The following is a 16,489-nucleotide window of genomic DNA, read 5'->3' as shown; positions in this document are numbered from 1 at the left end:
CGGGCGGGCGTGACGCAGGATGACGTCCTGGCTCACGACCGGCGGACCGGTCGCTCACAGTGGCGGGACCGCTTCGGATTCACACCGAATTCCTCGTCCTGCGTCGGGCGGCATCATGTCACATAGGGTGACCGGCGTGATCGACGTCGTGGGACTCGGAGATGGTGGCTTCGCCGACCTGATCGCAGGATCGCGCCGCCTCGTGCTCGGCGCCGGGGTCCTCCTCGGCGGCCAGCGGCACCTCGCTCTCGTGCCCCCGGTCGAGGGTCAGGTGCGGGTGCCATGGCCGCGCCCCCTCGCCCCGGGCCTGGTCGGCCTCCTGGAGGAGCACGGGGCAGCGGGGGGCCCGGCGGGGGCGTCGGTCGTGGTCCTGGCCAGCGGTGACCCGCTGCGCTCCGGCATCGGGACCACCCTCGTCAACCTGCTCGGTGCCGACGCCGTGCGTTTTCACCCGGCCCTGTCGGCCGTGACCCTGGGCCGGGCCCGGATGGGCTGGTCGGCGGAGTCCACCGCGGTGGTCACGGTCGTCGGGCGGTCTCTCGCGCCGATCAGGGGCCACCTCGACCCGGGTCAGCGCGTCGTGGTGCTGTGCTCGGACGGTTCGACGCCGGCGGCCGTGGCGGCGTTGCTGTGCGAGGCAGGTTGCGGCGACTCGGTGCTCACGGCCTGGTGGCACCTCGGCGGCGCGGCCGAAGGAGGCCGGACGGCGACGGCGTCGCGCTGGGGACAGAGTCCGACACCGGATCTCGTGGTCCTGTGCGTGCTCGTCGACCCCGAGGGCGCGCTGGCCCGACCGTCGCTCGGACCGGCTCCTGGAAGGCCGGAGTCGGCCTTCGAGCACGACGGTCAGATCACCAAGCGTGACCTGCGTGCCTCCGCCGTGGCCCACCTGCGGCCCGTGCGCGGCGCCCACCTGTGGGACCTCGGGGCAGGGTCGGGCGCTGTGGGGATCGAGTGGGCGCTCGCCGCGCCCGGCGCCAGGACGACGGCAGTCGAGCGGGATTCTTTGCGCGCCAATCGAATCCGGGCCAACGCTGCTGCGCTCGGCGCGGATCCCGTCGTCCAGGTTGTCACCGCGGAGACGGCAGACGCCTTACCGGTGCTCGACCCACCTGACGCGGTCTTCTTCGGCGGCGGCCTCACGATTGCTCTGGTCGACCGGGCCTGGACAGCTCTGACACCCGGGGGGCGAATCGTGGCGCACGCCGTGACGCTGGCCACCGAGGCTGCGGTCGTCGACGCCTGCACGCGCCTGGGGGGTGTCCTGACCCGCATCGCGGTCGAGCACGCTCTGCCCCTCGGCGCCCATCTGTCGTGGACGCCAGCCCGGCCCGTTGTCCAGTGGAGCGCTACCAAGCCGCTACGCCCGGTCCGCGGGTCCCCCGACCACCACCCACCTCAGGAGAACTCGTGACCGTCCACTTCATCGGGGCTGGCCCCGGCGCCGCCGACCTGCTGACCCTGCGGGCGGTGCGGCTGCTCGCCCTCAGCCCCGTGTGCCTCTACGCCGGGACCTACCTCGACGCCGAGGTGCTCTCACACTGCCCCGAGGCGGTCGAGCTCGTCGACACGCAGCACCTCGACCTCGACGCCATCACCGAGCACCTCGTGCGAGCCTCGGCCGAGGGCAGGGACGTCGCCCGGCTGTGCTCCGGCGACCCGTCGGTCTTCTCCGCGGTGGCCGAGCAGACCCGACGGCTCGACGCCGCCGGTGTGCCGTGGGACATCACCCCCGGTGTGACTGCGTATGCCGCGACAGCCGCCCTGGTGGGCCGAGAGCTCACCGTGCCCGCAGTTGCCCAGTCGGTGGTCCTCACTCGGGCACAACAGGATTCGACGCAGATGCCATCCGGTGAGACCCTTGCCGCCTTCGCGTCGACCGGGGCCACCCTCGTCCTTCACCTCGCCATCCGACACACCCGTCGACTGGCCCGGGAGCTGGTGCCGCACTACGGCGCAGACTGCCCCGTCGTCGTGGGGTCACAGGTGAGCCAGCCCGGCGAGCTCGTCCTGCGGGCGACCCTGGCCGACGTCGCCGACCAGGTGGAGACGCACGGGCTGCGTCAGACTGCCGTCATCATCGTGGGCCGGGCGCTCGACGCCGAGGGTTTCCTCGAATCGCACCTCTACTCGCGTCGGCAGCGGCCGGACCCACCGACGGTGTAGCGTCGCGCGTGCTCGACGCCGTCGAGTGTGTGGTCCCGAGCGAAGTCCGGTGTGATTCCGGCGCTGTCCCGCAACGGTGGTCCCCCTCGAGCGTGAGGGGGCAAGTCCGGTCGCCTCGCCCACGTCCCGTGTGTTCCGTCCCGAGGAGGATGGGCTGTGGCCCCTTCGCACGACCCTGCATCGTCACCCGCCACGACCACAACAGTGCCGATACACGTGCACCCCCAGCGCACACGCTGGCGGCGGGAGGACTGGCTCGAGGTCGCGGCTTACGGGACGGTCATCGTCCTCATGCACGTCGTCGGGTTCGGTCTCCTGGTCTTCGTCGTCGCCCCACAGCACCTCGCCGTCGGCACCCAGGTCTTCGGTGTGGGTCTGGGGGTCACGGCCTACGTCTTCGGTCTGCGCCACGCCCTGGATGCCGACCACATCGCCGCCATCGACAACACGACCCGCAAGCTGATGGCCGAGGGCGGGCAACCCCGGTCGGTCGGCTTCTGGTTCGCCATGGGGCACTCCGGGATGGTGTTCGTGCTCACCGGGGTCCTCGCCTTCGGCTCGCACGCGGCCGCCACGCTGTCAGGCAACGACTCGGGCGTTCACATCGTGCTGAGCACCCTGGGCACCGTGGCGTCCGGAGGCTTCCTGCTCGCCATGGGGCTGTTCAACCTCATCGCGTTCCTGGGGATCTGGCGGGTCTTCCGCTCGATGCGGCACGGTCCGCTCGACGACGAGGCCCTGGAGCGGCACCTCGCGTCGCGCGGTCTCATCGTCCGGCTGCTCGGTCGCATCGGTCAGTCCATCCGGCACCCCTGGCAGATGCTGCCGGTGGGGATGCTGTTCGGGGTGGGCTTCGACACGGCCTCCGAGGTGACCGTCCTCGTCCTCGCCGGGATGGGGGCGGCGGCCGGGCTGCCCTGGTACGGGGTGCTGCTCCTCCCGCTCCTCTTCGCCGCCGGGATGTCGGCGCTGGACTTCCTCGACGGCCTGTTCATGACGGTGGCCTACGACTGGGCCTTCTCCCACCCGGTCCGCAAGATCTACTACAACCTCTCCGTCACGGGGCTGTCCGTGGCCGTCGCGCTGGTCATCGGGTCGATCGAGCTCGTCTCCGTGCTTCGCGAGCGGTTCGGTGTCGAGTCGTGGGCGACCGACTGGATCGCGGGAATCGACCTCGGCAACATCGGCGTCCTCGTCGTGGCGCTCTTCGTGATGGTCTGGGCGGTCGCCGTCTCCTACTGGCGGTGGGGTCGGGTCGAGGAGCGGTGGGCTCGTGCCGCCGACCCCGGCCGACAGGCGCGGCGGGACTGACTCAGCAGGGCACCGTACGAGGTGTCCACACCCGGCCTGACGGCGTCACCTGTGTCGAGGACGCGCCGACGATGACCAGGCAGGTCATGTCGACCTGGTCGGCGTCGAGCTCACCGAGGGTCGTGACGTGAAGGGCCTCGTCGCCGCGTCCGACGCCGCGGGCGACGACCACGGTCGTGTCGGGGGACTTGACCTGGAGGAGCACCTGCTGCGCGCGACCCAGCAGGTCGGGGCGGGAGCGGGACCGCGGGTTGTAGAGCGCCAGCACGAGGTCGGCCTGCGCGATGTGCCGAAGGCGGGACTCGATGACCTCCCACGGCTTGAGCCGGTCCGACAGCGACATCATCGACCAGTCGGCACCGAGGGGTGCCCCCGCGAGGGCGGCGGCTGCCGTCGCGGCGGTCACACCCGGGTAGACGTCGATGGGGACGGCGGAGTACCTCTCGTCCTGGGCCGCCTCGAAGACGGCGGTGGCCATCCCGAAGATGCCGGCGTCACCGCCGGAGACGACGGCCACCTCCTCCCCCGAGAGAGCGAGGTCGAGGGCGAGGCGTGCGCGGTCGACCTCCACCGTGTTGCCGCTGGCGTGACGGGTCAGGCCCTCGCGCTGCGGCACCCGCTGCACGTAGGGTCCGTACCCCACCACGTGGGTCACGCGGGCGAGGACCGCTGAGACGTCGGGGGTGAGCCAGCGCTCGGGGCCCGGACCGAGACCGACGACGTGCACGGTGCCGGCGACGCGCCCGGCGGGGGCGGAGGGCACGGGTGCCGGTGCCTGGGCCTCCGAGACGACGAGCGACGTCGGCGTGCCGGACGCGCGGCCGGCCGAGTCGGATCTCAGGTCCCGGCCCGGGACGACGATGATCGACATGTAGGGGACGGTGTCGGCGTCGACCTCGGCGACCGGTAGGACGCGCTGGCCGTCGCGCGTGGCGCGTTCGACGTAGATGGCGCGGTCGAGTACCCCGGCCTGTCGCAGGGCCTCCCGGACGCCGGCGAAGGTGCGACCGAGCTTCATGATCACCGCCGCCTCGGTGTCGGCGAGCCGGCGAGCGAGCTCCGGCACCGGCAGCGTCCCGGGTAAGACGGTCAGGACGTCTTCGTGGCGTGAGAGAGACTGTGCCGCAACGGCGGTCGCACCGGACAGCGCCGTGACCCCGGGGACGACCTCCGTGGGGTACCGGTGGGCGAGGCGGTCGTGGAGGTACATGAAGGACCCGTAGAACATCGGGTCACCTTCGGCGAGGACCACGACCGACCGACCGGCAGCGAGGTGCACCTCGAGACGCGCAGCGCACTCCTCGTAGAACTCCGCGAGCCACACGTGGTAGCCGCCGGGATGGTCGACCTTGCCCGTCGTGACGGGGTAGCGCAGCTCCTCCTCGACGGTTCCGGGGGGGATGAGGTCTGCGGCGATGGAACGCGCGATGGAGGATCGGACCGTGCCCGCGTGATAGGCGATGACGTCGGCTGCCGCGATGATCCGCGCGGCCTTGAGCGTGATCAGCTCGGGATCGCCGGGGCCGACGCCCACCCCGTAGAGACGCCCGGGAAGTCGGTCGTGGGGCGAGGTCATGCCAGCTCGGAGGGGTTCGCGAGGGCGTTGACGGTCGCGGCCGCCATCGCGGACCCGCCGCGGTGTCCATGGACGACGACCCAGGGGATCTGTCCGCCCTCCTGTAGCCGGTGCTCGGCCAGCGCGACCTTCGACTCGGCGGACCCGACGAACCCCACGGGCATCCCCACGACCGCAGCCGGACGAGGGCCGCCGTCGAGGATCAGCTCGAGCAGGTGGAAGAGCGCCGTCGGGGCATTGCCGATCGCGACGACGGCTCCCTCGAGCGCGTCTCCCCACAGCGACACGGCTGCGGCCGCGCGGGTCGTCGACCAGCGGCCGGCGAGCTCGGGCACGTCGGGGTGGCGCAGGGTGCAGATCACCTCGTTGTGGGCGGGCAGGCGTCGCCGGGTGATGCCGTCGGCCAGCATCACCGAGTCAGTGAAGACCGGGGCGCCGCCCTCCAGCGCGGACCGTGCTGCGTCGACGACACCGGGGGACGCGGCGATGTCGGCGACGATGTCGAGGTCTCCGCTGGCGTGGATGACCCGAGTGACCACCGTCGCGAGATCCGTTGGCAGGGAACCAAGCTCAGCTCTCTCGCGGATCATGCCGAACGAGCGTCGGTAGATTTCCATACCGTCGGTCAGGTAGTCGTAGTGCCGTCGGGGTGGACCCGTCTCGGGGTGAGAGGCGGGGGCGTCATGGAGCTGGGTCACGGGTTCTCTCCTGCAGCAGCGAGCACATCGAGCACGGACACGGGGTTGAGCACGGTGACGTGGTCACCGCTCGGGTGGCCGCAGCGACGCTCGCACCCGACGACGTGGATGCGGGGGCCACCCTGCGGCACGCTACCTGCCGCAGCCGTCGTCAGGTCAAGGGTGGGGGAGTCGGTGCGTCGGCACGACGGCGCACCGACACAGGCTGACAGCCGGGACCAGGGTGAGCGTGGTTCCGTGGCGAACCCGGCGGCCGCCAGTCCCGCCTCGTGCCCGGCCCCACCCTCGACGACGATGGACCGCCACGGCGTGACCGTTACCCGGGAGGTCATGGACGAGAGGGCGGCGACCTGGGCGGGACGGAGCATACCGAGCGGGACACCGGCGACGAGGTCGTCACCCTCGACGCCTGGGAGCGGCGGCTCGGCGGGGGAGGGGAGATAGGGGGTCATGCCCGCCTCGACGGGAGAGCCGGGCGGCAGGTCGCGCACGTTCCAGACCCGCTCGCTCGGCCGGTGGCGCAGGAAGAGGTGAGCTCGGCGGAGGAGCTCGGCGACGGCGTCCTCACGGGGGACCGCGACGCCGGAGGGCCCTGCCAGCACCCGTCCTCGCCGCTCGTCGATGACCTCGTAGGCCAGGTCCCACGGTTCGCCGAGCACGGCGCCGCCTGGGCTGCTGACCGCGAAGAGGAACCGGCCGGGCAGGGCGGCCAGCCCGGGGTCGGCCACGAGGGCGGTGTCCAGCTCGCCCACGAGCCGGGTGACGTCGGCGTCCGAGGGGGACGCGATGACGTTGCGCGTGTGCTCGTGCGACGCGGAGGGGAAGAGCCCCGAAGCCTCGAGCCGTCGCACCAGCGAGGGCGGCAGGGGGTCCGGCAACGCGCGGATCTGGAGGTTGCCCCGGCTCGTGAGCTGGAGCACGGGGGCGCCGTGCTCCGTGGCGATGGCCATCAGCTCGACGAGGGTGGCCACCGGCAGCCGCCCACCCGGCGCTCGCAGCCGCACGAGCGCGCCGTCGTCGGCGCGGAAGGGTCGTGCCAGGCTCGGGCATCGATCGAGCGCGGGGCGTTGACTCACGGCGCAGAGCATAGGTCGCCGTCGGGGGGTCGAAGGACCCCGACCGCTATGGTGTGCGCGGTGCCGCACGGCGGAACCCGGTGCGATTCCGGGACGGTCCCGCCACTGTGACCCACGAGAGTGGGAAGCCAGGAACGTCGTCGACACTGCCGCACCCGACCGGTGTGCGGCCTCATGGCAGCTGGAGCGCGGACTCCGGCGAAGGAGCTCGTCGATGCCCCGTATTGCCCTCTTCTCCACGTCGGACACAGATCTGCTCAGCGCGCGAGCGAGCGGTGGCGACTTTGTCTGGGCCAATCCCTCCCGGCCCGGGCACACCGACCTCTCCGACACCCTGGCCAGGGTGGACGTCGTCGTCGCCCGCATCCTCGGTGACCCGCAGGACCTCTGCTCCGGCTTCCGGCGCATCGCCGAGACGGGTGTCCCCGTCGTCGTCCTCGGCGGCGAGCAGGCACCCAACGCGGCGTTGATGGAGATGTCACGCAACGTCCCGGCAGGAGTCGTGCGCGAGGCCCACCGCTACCTTGCGCAGGGGGGCGCCGGCAACCTCCGCAACCTGCACGGGTTCCTGTCTGACACCCTCCTGCTGACTGGAGAGGGTTTCGAGGCTCCGGTCGAGCTCCCGGCGTGGGGCGTCCTCGACCGGCCGGCCACGACAGGGGAGGCGTCCGCGGTGATCGAGCGCCGGCCCCGCGTCGGCGTGCTCTTCTACCGCGCCCAGCACGCGGCCGGCAACACCGCCTACGCTTACGCCCTGTGTGACGCGGTCGACGCGGCGGGCGGCGAGGGGGTGCCGATCTTCGCGACCACTCTGAGGAACGCGCCCGGCGACCTGCTGGAGTGTCTCGGCACCCTCGACACGCTCATCACGACCGTACTCGCCGCCGGCGGCACCAAGCCGGCGACGGCCCAGGCAGGTGGGGACGACGAGGCGTGGGACGTGCAGGCACTGGCCGAGCTCGACATCCCGATCCTCCAGGGCCTGTGCCTGACCTGGAGCCGCGCCGACTGGCTCGAGTCCAGCGAGGGGATGACTCCGCTCGACGTCGCTACCCAGGTCGCCGTACCGGAGTTCGACGGCCGGATCATCACAGTGCCGTTCTCCTTCAAGGAGAACGACGCCGACGGGCTGCCCTACTACGCAGCCGACCCCGAGCGGTGTGCCCGGGTCGCAGGGATCGCCGTCAAGCACGCGCGCCTGCGGCACACACCGAATGAGGAGCGGCGGGTCGCCCTCATCCTGTCGGCTTACCCCACCAAGCACTCGCGCATCGGCAACGCCGTGGGCCTCGACACGCCGGTCTCCACCATCCGGCTGCTGCGGGCCATGCGGGAGGCCGGCTACGACCTCGGTGGGCGCGGCGGCATACCCGGTCTCGACGACGTGCCGGCGGTGGAGGGGGAGGCTCCTGACACGACTGCTGGCAACGCCCTCATCCACGCCCTGATCGCCGCCGGGGGCCAAGACCCCGAGTGGCTGACGCAGGAGCAGGTGAGCGGAGCCCAGGTGCGCATCTCCGCGGCGACCTACGCTGCGTGGTTCGATCGGCTCCCCGAGGACCTGCGGGAGGCCATGACGTCGCACTGGGGACCGGCCCCCGGGTCGCTCTACGTCGACCGGACCGTCGACCCCGATGGCGAGATCGTCTGCGCAGCCATGGTCTCGGGTAACCTCGCTATCCTCGTCCAGCCCCCGCGGGGCTTCGGAGAGAACCCCATCGCCATCTACCACGACCCGGACCTGCCGCCCACGCATCACTACCTCGCGACCTATCGCTGGCTCGAGGAGGAGTTCGGCGCGCACGCCGCCGTCCACGTCGGCAAGCACGGCAACCTGGAGTGGCTCTCGGGCAAGAACCTCGCGATGTCGGCCTCGTGCGGTACCGACGCGGCCCTCGGGTCGCTCCCGCTGATCTATCCGTTCCTCGTCAACGACCCGGGTGAGGGGACGCAGGCCAAGCGCCGCGCCCACGCGACGATCGTCGACCACCTCGTGCCGCCCATGGCTCGGGCCGAGACCTACGGCGACGTCGCTCGGCTCGAGCAGCTGCTCGACGAGTACGGCAACGTCGTGGCGATGGACCCGGCCAAGGCTCCCGCGCTCCGCGGCGAGATCTGGACCCTCATCCAGGCGGCCAAGATGGACCAGGACCTCGGCCTGTCCGAGCGGCCCGACGACGAGTCCTTCGACGACTTCATCCTCCACGTCGACGGGTGGCTCTGCGAGATCAAGGACGTGCAGATCCGTGACGGCCTCCACGTGCTCGGTGAGGCGCCGACGGGGGAGGGGCTGGTCAACCTCGTGCTGGCGGTCCTGCGGGCGGGGCAGGTCTTCGGTGGGCGCGACTCAGGGGTGTCGGGGCTGCGCTCGGCCCTGGGCCTGGTCGAGGGGGCCTCCACCGCGGAGACCGACCGGGTCGAGGAGCTTGCCCGTGACCTCGTCCACGGACTCGCGGAGTCGTCGTGGGACGCTGCCGCCGTGCCCGGCATCGTGCAGACCGTCTGCGGGCAGCCCTCGCCCGGGGTCGAGGCGGCACTGGTGTTCGCGTGCGAGGAGGTTGTCCCTCGTCTCGCGGCGACGACCCGGGAGCTGCCTATGGTGCTCCACGCCCTCGAGGGGGGCTACGTGCCCGCCGGCCCGTCAGGGTCCCCGCTGCGGGGACTGGTCAACGTGCTCCCCACCGGACGCAACTTCTACTCGGTCGACCCCAAGGCGATCCCGTCGCGGCTCGCCTACCAGACCGGTGCCGCGATGGCCCAGTCGCTCCTGGACCGCTTCGTCGAGGACGAGGGTCGTCTGCCGGAGTCCGTCGGGCTGTCGGTATGGGGCACCTCGGCCATGAGGACGTCGGGTGACGACATCGGCGAGGTCCTCGCCCTGATGGGAGTCGTCCCGGTATGGGACGAGCAGTCGCGGCGGGTCGTCGGACTGGAGACGCTGTCGCTGGAGGAGTTGGGGCGCCCCCGCGTCGACGTCACCGTGAGGATCTCGGGCTTCTTCCGTGACGCCTTCCCGCACGTCATCGCGCTGCTCGACGACGCGGTCGTGCTGGTGGCCGATCTCGACGAGCCGGTCGAGCAGAACTTCGTGCGCAAGCACGCTCTGGCCGACCTCGAGGTCCACGGTGACGAACGACGCTCTCGCACAAGAATTTTCGGCTCCAAACCAGGGGCGTACGGCGCAGGCATCCTCCAGGTCGTCGAGTCGGGCACGTGGCGTGACGACGCCGACCTCGCCGAGGTCTACACGACCTGGGGAGGCTTCGCCTACGGTCGCGGACTCGATGGTGTGCCGGCCCGCGACGACATGGAGCGCAACTACCGCCGCATCCAGGTCGCGGCGAAGAACGTCGACAACCGCGAGTCCGACATCCTCGACTCCGACGACTACTTCCAGTACCACGGGGGCATGGTCGCCACTGTCCGCGCCCTGACCGGTACGGAGCCGCGCGCCTATGTCGGCGACTCCACGTCGCCCGAGGCCGTGCGGACGCGGACCCTCCAGGAGGAGACCAACCGCGTCTTCCGCTCCCGCGTGGTCAACCCGCGCTGGATCGCAGCCATGCAGAGGCACGGCTACAAGGGTGCGTTCGAGCTCGCCGCCACCGTCGACTACCTCTTCGGCTTCGACGCGACGGCCGGGGTCGTGCCCGACTGGATGTACGAGTCGATCGCCCGGGAGTACGTCCTTGATGACACCAACCAGGCGTTCATGCGTCACGCCAACCCTTGGGCTCTGCGCGGCATCGTCGAAAAGCTCGGTGAGGCCGCGGAGCGAGGCCTGTGGGCCGAGCCGGACCCCGCCGTCGTCGAGGCCATGCAGCAGGTCTATCTCGATGTCGAGGGGCAGCTGGAGGCGTGAGCGGCACCTGGTCGCGGCCGGTCCCCGTCGTGGGAGACGCGACGAGCGCGCGCGAGCGGGCGCAGGACCCGCGGGGGTGGGCCATGGGCGACGACGTCGTCCGGGCGCTCGCGGCGGTCGTGTCCGGTCGCCGTGACATCCGACGCTACCGGCCCGACCCGGTGCCCGACGACCTGCTCGACGAGGTGCTGGCCGCGGGGCACCGCGGGCCGAGCGTCGGCCACTCCCAACCGTGGCGGTTCGTCGTCGTGCGAGATCGGTCCGTCCGTGAGCGAGCCGCGCACCTGGCCGACCGGGCGCGACTGGCCCAGGCCGAGCACCTCGACGACGACCGCGCAGCAAGGCTCCTCGACCTCAAGCTCGAGGGGCTGCGGGAGGCGCCGGTCGGGATCGTCGTGGCCTGCGACCGGCGGACGTCGGCCCGTGGGGTGCTAGGGCGGGCGACCTTCCCCGACGCCGACCTCTGGTCGAGTGCCTGCGCCATCGAGAACATGTGGCTGACCGCCCGCGCCCACGGCCTCGGCCTGGGCTGGGTGACCCTCTTCGACCCGAGCGAGCTGGCCAGCCTGCTCGAGCTCCCGCCGGGCGTGGAGACCCTGGGGTGGCTGTGCCTCGGGTGGCCGGACGAGCGCCCTCCGGACCCCGGTCTGGAACGTGCCGCCTGGTCCCGGAGGGTACCGCTGTCGGAGGTCGTGATGCACGACCGCTGGCCGGCCGCCGACCGGGCCACGGCGCCTCCCGAGTCACACCTGCGAGGGCCCACGCAGGCACGCCTCGTGGAGGCCACGGACGGTGCGGACGAGATCCTGGCCCCGCCCGAGGCCCTCGGCGTGCTCGACCGTGTGCTCAACCGGGTGGAGTCCGTGGCCGTGTGCCCGGTCGTCGGTGGGACGCTGGTGCTGGCCGCCTCCGACCACCCGGTGGCCGCGCTCGGGGTGAGCGCCTACCCGACCCACGTGACCCGCGACGTCGCAGCCGCAGCCGTCGCGGGCTCCTCGATGGGGGCGGTGGCCGCCGCCTCCGCCGGGCTGGATGTGACCGTTGTCGACGCAGGGCTGGACGGCCCCGCCCTGCCGGGTGCGCAGGCCTTGCGCCCCCTGGACCCGCGCGGTGACCTCGCCTCGAGCGACGCCCTCTCCGCAGCTGACGTGGAGCGGCTCGTCGAGGGTGGTCGCGCGGTGGGCCGACGCGCCGCGCGGACCGGGCTGGTCGTCCTCGGCGAGGTGGGCATCGGCAACACCACGGTTGCCGCGGCCCTGGCCTGCGCACTGCTCGGGCTCACTCCGAGCGAGGCCGTCGGACTCGGAGCAGGGGCTGACAGCGGCATCCTCGAGCGCAAGCAAGAGGTGGTTGCCGCCGCGCTGGCGCGCACCGCGCGTGTCCGGGCCGAGGCAGGTGCTCCCCGCGACCACGTCGACATCTGCCTGCGCACCCTCGGCGGTCCCGAGGTCGCCGCTCTCACCGGTGTCGTCCTCGGCGCGGTCGGAGCTCACGCGGTGGTGGTGCTCGACGGGCTGTGCACCTCACTGGCTGGCGTGCTCGCCGTCCGCCTCGAGCCGGCGGTGCAGTCCCACCTCGTCGCCGGCCAGGTGTCACGGGAGCGCGCCCACACGGCTGTGCTGCGCGAGCTGGGGCTGGAGCCCCTTCTCTCCCTGCGGTTGCGCGCCGGTGAGGGCGTCGGTGGCAGCTTCGCCGCGTCCTTGTTGCTGCAGGGGCTGAGGATGCGCACGATGGTCGCCCGGACCGTGCCCTGACGGTCACCAGTCAGTGAGTCAGTCAAGAGGCGGACAGCGTGTAGACGTCCATGATCCAGCCGTGACGTTCGCGCAGGGTCGCCCGCACGGCGACGAGCTCGTCGATGACGTCGGCGAGCCGGCCGGCCCTCAGCTCTTCCTGGGGCATGCCGAGGTAGGCGCCCCACCTGATCACCAGCTCCGGCGCGCGGGCGACGAGCTCACGGCAGGCGAGGCGCCCGTCGAGCATCACCACCACGGTCCCCAGGTCGGGCCGCCACTCCTGCGCCAGGCGCCGTCCGGTGGTGACGTGGACCGGCTGCCCGACTCCGTGCAGGACCATCTTGTGCGCTGCGGCCAGGGCCTGGAAGGCCGAGATGCCGGGCACGACCTGAACGTCGAGCGGCGTGCGCGCGGCGATGGACTCGACGATGCGGATCGTGCTGTCGTAGAAGGCGGGGTCGCCCCAGACGAGGAAGCCGACGACGGCATCCGGAGCCAGCCCCTCGATGATCCGCACGTAGGTCGCCGCCCGTGCGGCGTGCCAGTCGGCCACACCATGCTCGTATGCCTCCGTGCCCCGCCGGGCATCGGGCCCGCGCTCCGGGTCGGCCACGGTCACGAGCTCGTAGCTGCGAGAGGGGTCGATGAAGCGGTCGCACACCGCACGACGGAGCGCGACCAGCTGCCCGGTGGTTTCGCCCTTGTCAGCGACGAGGAAGTGGTCGACCTCGTTGAGGGCCGAGATGGCCTGCTGGGTGACGTGCTCGGGTGAGCCGGCCCCGATGCCGATGACCCAGACCCTCCGGGGGCCAACGGTGCTCATCCCGGCTCGCCCCTCGCCCACGCGAGCAGCCGGTCGAGGTCGAGGTGCGCGGTGACGGCGTCGGCGAGCAGGTCGATCATCGCCTCCCGGCGCGAGGCGAAGGACGGCGCTCCTGACTGCGGCTGCCACGCGGAGCCAGCTGCCGCGGCGACCTCGGCGAGCCAGGCCCGCCGGAAGTCGTCGCACTCCAGCGTCCCGTGCCAGATGGTGCCCCACACGGCCCCGGAGGTCGTCCCCCCGGGAAAGCTGGGCTCGGCCGCCACCACACCGTGGTGGATCTCGTAGCCGTTGACCGGGTGACCCTTCCAGGACCCCTGCGGGCGACCCAGCACCTTGTCGACCCCGAACCGGGTCGTCGCCGCGAGGTGGCCGAGCCCGGCGACGACGCCAGCCGACGACTCGACGGGGTCGTCGATGCTCGACCCGAGCATCTCGTAGCCCCCGCACACACCGAGGACAGGACGCTCCGCCGCTACCCGTGAGGCGACGACGTCGGCGAGCCCCCGAGCGCGCAGCCAGGCGAGGTCGGACACCGTGGCCCGCGAGCCCGGCAGGACCAGGAGGTCGGCGTCGCGGCATACGGACAGGTCGGTCGTCACCTGGACCTCGACCCCCGGCTCGGCGGCCAAGGCGTCGACGTCGGTGGCGTTGGAGGTGCGGGGAAAGCGCACCACGGCCACCCGCAGGGGATCGGGCGCCGAGGCGTCGGGCGCGGGCGTGCTCCAGCGCCCGACCGACAGGGCGTCCTCGGAGTCGATCCAGACGTCGTCGAGCCACGGGATCGTACCCAGCCAGGGCAGGCCGGTGCGGTCGGAGATGACTCCCAACCCCGGCGCGAGGACGTCGTGGTCTCCTCGGAACTTGTTCATCACATAGCCGCGCACCAGTGCCCGGTCCTGCGGGGACAGCAGGGTCCAGGTGCCGACGACGGCAGCCAGTGCGCCACCGCGGTCGATGTCCGCGACGACGAGGGTCGGCAGCCGAAAGCGTTGGGCCAGACCCATGTTGACGTAGTCACCGGCGCGCAGGTTGACCTCGGCCGGCGATCCCGCGCCCTCGCACACAACGACGTCGACCGAGCTGGCCAGCTCCTCGTAAGCCTCGTATGCCGCCTCGGACAGGTGCGCGCGCCCGGCGGCGTACTCACCTGCGCCCAGCTCGCCGGCCGGACGCCCGCGCAGCACGACGAAGGCGCGACGGTCCGAGCCGGGCTTGAGCAGCACCGGGTTGTGAAGCGACGACGCCACCACGCGGGCGGCCTGCGCCTGGAGGTACTGCGCCCTCCCGATCTCCGAGCCGTCGACGCAGACCATCGAGTTGTTGGACATGTTCTGGCTCTTGAAAGGTGCGACGCGCACGCCGGCACGGGCCCACGCCCGGCAGATGCCGGTGACGACGAGTGACTTGCCGGCGTCCGACGTCGTCCCGGTCACGAGGAGGCCAGCCACGCAGTGAGCCTACCGGTGCCCGGCTCACCTGCTGATCAGCCTCGGCCCTAGCCTGACCACGTGCCCACCGTCCACGTCCACCTGGTCCGCCACGGGCAGTCGACCTGGAACAGGGAGGGGCGCCTTCAGGGTCAGACCATCCACCCTCCCCTCACGGAGCTCGGCCGGAGTCAGGCGGTGAGGGCAGCCACCACGGTCGCCGGTCTGCTCGACGGTCCCGCGGTTCTGTGGAGCAGCGACCTGGTCCGTGCCGCCAAGACCGCCTCGGTGATCGGCACCCGCATCGGACTCCCGGTGCTCCACGACGAGGCCCTGCGTGAGCAGTCCCTCGGTCGCCTCGAGGGCAGGCTGGCCCGCTCCCTGCAGGCCGAGCCGACCCCGCCCGACATGCACGTCGGCGACATTCGCTGGGGTGGGGGAGAGAGCACCGCCGACGTCTATCGACGCATGGGCCGGTTTCTCGAGCGGGAGGTGCCGAGACCGACACGGGACTCCGGCCGAGGGCAGCACCTCGTGCTGGTGAGTCACGGCGACGCGATCAGGGTGGCACGGGCGTGGCTGCTGGGTCGTGGTCATCGTGACCTGCACTGGGACAGCTTGCCCAACGGGAGCGTGACGTCGGTCCAGCTCGGTCGACAGGACTGAGGGCGAGGTTGCGCTACCTCCTGAGAAGCAGCCCGAGCGTCATTGAGCTCCCGCAGATCGATCGTGAGGAGGTGTGTCCTGAGTGAGCAAGTCCCCATTCGGACACGATGACGGACACACGCTGCGGCGGCCGTAGTAGTGACGCGGCGCACAGCAGGGTCGTAGTGCAGCACGAGGTCATTGGACTCGTACACCGCCTGGGACTGCGCCCCGCTGGGTGGTGGGCTTCGAGGTGGTCCTCGGTGCCGACGTGCCGCTGGTGATCGCGCTGGTGTCAGTGTCGCTGGTCGGGGTGCCGTCGGGGTAGAGGTGGGCCATGGAGGCTTCGGAGAGATAGCCCCTCTCGTCGGTCTGCCATTCGTCGTGGGTGCCAGACAGGAGCGCGCTGATGGGGCGGATGACGGCGGACGCCAGCGGGCCCGCGGAACGTGGGGAACGCCAAAACCCCCGCTTTGCCGTCGTCCATCGGCGGCCCGATCTTGGGGAATCTGGAGGGGAGATGGTCCCGGACCCGGTCCCACGTCGCGGCCATCTCGACCTGACTTGGGGGACGTGGGCGAGCAGGTTGCAGGCGAAGTGGACCCGGCACCGCTGGTGCGTGACCCCTGGAACGCTCGCCCGAGAGCGGCGACAAGGCCGGCATGCTGGTCGGAGATGACCAGCCGCACCCCGGCCAGGCTGCTTCGTCAGCCCGGTCAGGAACGCCCGCCAGAACACCTCGTCCTCGCTGTCACCCACGTCGAGACCCAGGACTTCGCGACGACGACGGCCTGCGACACGACCTGCCCGCCGGCGCCGGGCTGGGCCGGCCCGCAGCTTCGGGATCGCGAGCTGGACGTCGCCGGCTTTCGTCGTGCACCCTCTCGGGCGGTGGCCGCTGCGGTCGGTGGTGTGGCCCTCGGTGCGTTCATAGCGGCGGGCGCTGATGACCTCAGCCGCTTCGGCCTCGATCAGCTCCTGCAGGACCAGGCGGACGGACTCGCGGATGAGTCCGTGGCGGCAGACAGCAACAGGACTTGCGCGCGCGCCCACACCACCGACGGGTCCGCCCCGCGCGGCCAAGGAGACGCAGGAGACGGGCCCCAGAGGGGTTCTTCCTACACCGCGCTCAAATCGGCCCCAGGATCCCCTGATCGGTGGGCTTAGTG

At 71.8% G+C, this 16,489-nt stretch carries 11 protein-coding genes, 1 pseudogene and 2 riboswitches; of the genes and pseudogenes, 6 read left to right on the top strand and 6 right to left on the bottom strand.

Annotated elements, in window-relative coordinates:
• Positions 1 to 3: 3 nt before the first annotated feature.
• Positions 4 to 133: riboswitch (cobalamin riboswitch) on the bottom strand.
• A 3-nt stretch (positions 134 to 136) separates the two neighbouring features.
• From cbiE to V3N99_09320, 3 genes are all read left to right on the top strand, one after another.
• The gene (cbiE, locus tag V3N99_09330; protein ID MEO3936945.1) at positions 137 to 1,414 is read left to right on the top strand and encodes a precorrin-6y C5,15-methyltransferase (decarboxylating) subunit CbiE; all 1,278 of its coding nucleotides are present in this window, start codon (positions 137 to 139) and stop codon (positions 1,412 to 1,414) included.
• Positions 1,411 to 2,166, top strand: coding sequence for an SAM-dependent methyltransferase (locus V3N99_09325; GenBank protein ID MEO3936944.1), 756 nt, complete (start codon positions 1,411 to 1,413; stop codon positions 2,164 to 2,166). Before cbiE ends, V3N99_09325 begins: the two co-directional genes overlap by 4 nt.
• 204 nt (positions 2,167 to 2,370) lie before the next feature.
• Positions 2,371 to 3,477, top strand: coding sequence for a HoxN/HupN/NixA family nickel/cobalt transporter (locus tag V3N99_09320; protein ID MEO3936943.1), 1,107 nt, complete (start codon positions 2,371 to 2,373; stop codon positions 3,475 to 3,477).
• Between the two features lies 1 nt (position 3,478).
• Here the strand turns inward: V3N99_09320 and V3N99_09315 are convergent, their stop codons facing one another.
• From V3N99_09315 to V3N99_09305, 3 genes are read right to left on the bottom strand one after another with little or no spacing between them, the layout of a single operon-like run.
• Positions 3,479 to 5,053 (bottom strand): precorrin-2 C(20)-methyltransferase, encoded by a 1,575-nt coding sequence (locus tag V3N99_09315; GenBank protein ID MEO3936942.1) that lies wholly within the window; start codon positions 5,051 to 5,053, stop codon positions 3,479 to 3,481.
• On the bottom strand, positions 5,050 to 5,751 hold the full coding sequence (locus V3N99_09310; GenBank protein ID MEO3936941.1) for a precorrin-8X methylmutase: 702 nt from the start codon (positions 5,749 to 5,751) through the stop codon (positions 5,050 to 5,052). The genes V3N99_09315 and V3N99_09310 overlap by 4 nt, the downstream gene beginning before the upstream one ends.
• The gene (locus V3N99_09305; GenBank protein ID MEO3936940.1) at positions 5,748 to 6,827 is read right to left on the bottom strand and encodes a cobalamin biosynthesis protein CobG; all 1,080 of its coding nucleotides are present in this window, start codon (positions 6,825 to 6,827) and stop codon (positions 5,748 to 5,750) included. Before V3N99_09305 ends, V3N99_09310 begins: the two co-directional genes overlap by 4 nt.
• A gap of 41 nt (positions 6,828 to 6,868) precedes the next feature.
• Positions 6,869 to 6,984, top strand: a riboswitch (cobalamin riboswitch).
• A gap of 57 nt (positions 6,985 to 7,041) precedes the next feature.
• Between V3N99_09305 and cobN the strand changes: the two genes are divergently transcribed.
• Positions 7,042 to 10,689 (top strand): cobaltochelatase subunit CobN, encoded by a 3,648-nt coding sequence (gene cobN / locus V3N99_09300; protein MEO3936939.1) that lies wholly within the window; start codon positions 7,042 to 7,044, stop codon positions 10,687 to 10,689.
• Positions 10,686 to 12,443, top strand: coding sequence for a 5,6-dimethylbenzimidazole synthase (gene bluB, locus V3N99_09295; protein MEO3936938.1), 1,758 nt, complete (start codon positions 10,686 to 10,688; stop codon positions 12,441 to 12,443). The genes cobN and bluB overlap by 4 nt, the downstream gene beginning before the upstream one ends.
• A 22-nt stretch (positions 12,444 to 12,465) precedes the next feature.
• Here bluB and cobF read toward each other — a convergent pair whose 3' ends face one another.
• Both cobF and V3N99_09285 read right to left on the bottom strand, forming a co-directional pair.
• The gene (gene cobF / locus V3N99_09290) at positions 12,466 to 13,248 is read right to left on the bottom strand and encodes a precorrin-6A synthase (deacetylating) (protein ID MEO3936937.1); all 783 of its coding nucleotides are present in this window, start codon (positions 13,246 to 13,248) and stop codon (positions 12,466 to 12,468) included.
• Entirely contained in the window at positions 13,245 to 14,696 is a 1,452-nt protein-coding gene (locus V3N99_09285) for a cobyric acid synthase (GenBank protein ID MEO3936936.1), read from the bottom strand. The genes cobF and V3N99_09285 overlap by 4 nt, the downstream gene beginning before the upstream one ends.
• 60 nt (positions 14,697 to 14,756) lie before the next feature.
• Between V3N99_09285 and V3N99_09280 the strand changes: the two genes are divergently transcribed.
• A complete protein-coding gene (locus V3N99_09280) occupies positions 14,757 to 15,341 on the top strand; it encodes a histidine phosphatase family protein (GenBank protein MEO3936935.1) in 585 nt (194 codons plus the stop codon).
• A 297-nt stretch (positions 15,342 to 15,638) separates the two neighbouring features.
• Here the strand turns inward: V3N99_09280 and V3N99_09275 are convergent.
• A pseudogene (locus V3N99_09275) lies at positions 15,639 to 16,331 on the bottom strand (transposase).
• Between the last annotated feature and the right edge of the window lie 158 nt (positions 16,332 to 16,489).

The organism is Dermatophilaceae bacterium Soc4.6 (assembly GCA_039889245.1).
GTDB lineage: Bacteria > Actinomycetota > Actinomycetes > Actinomycetales > Dermatophilaceae > Lapillicoccus.
This window is presented reverse-complemented; position numbering and strand designations above follow the sequence as displayed.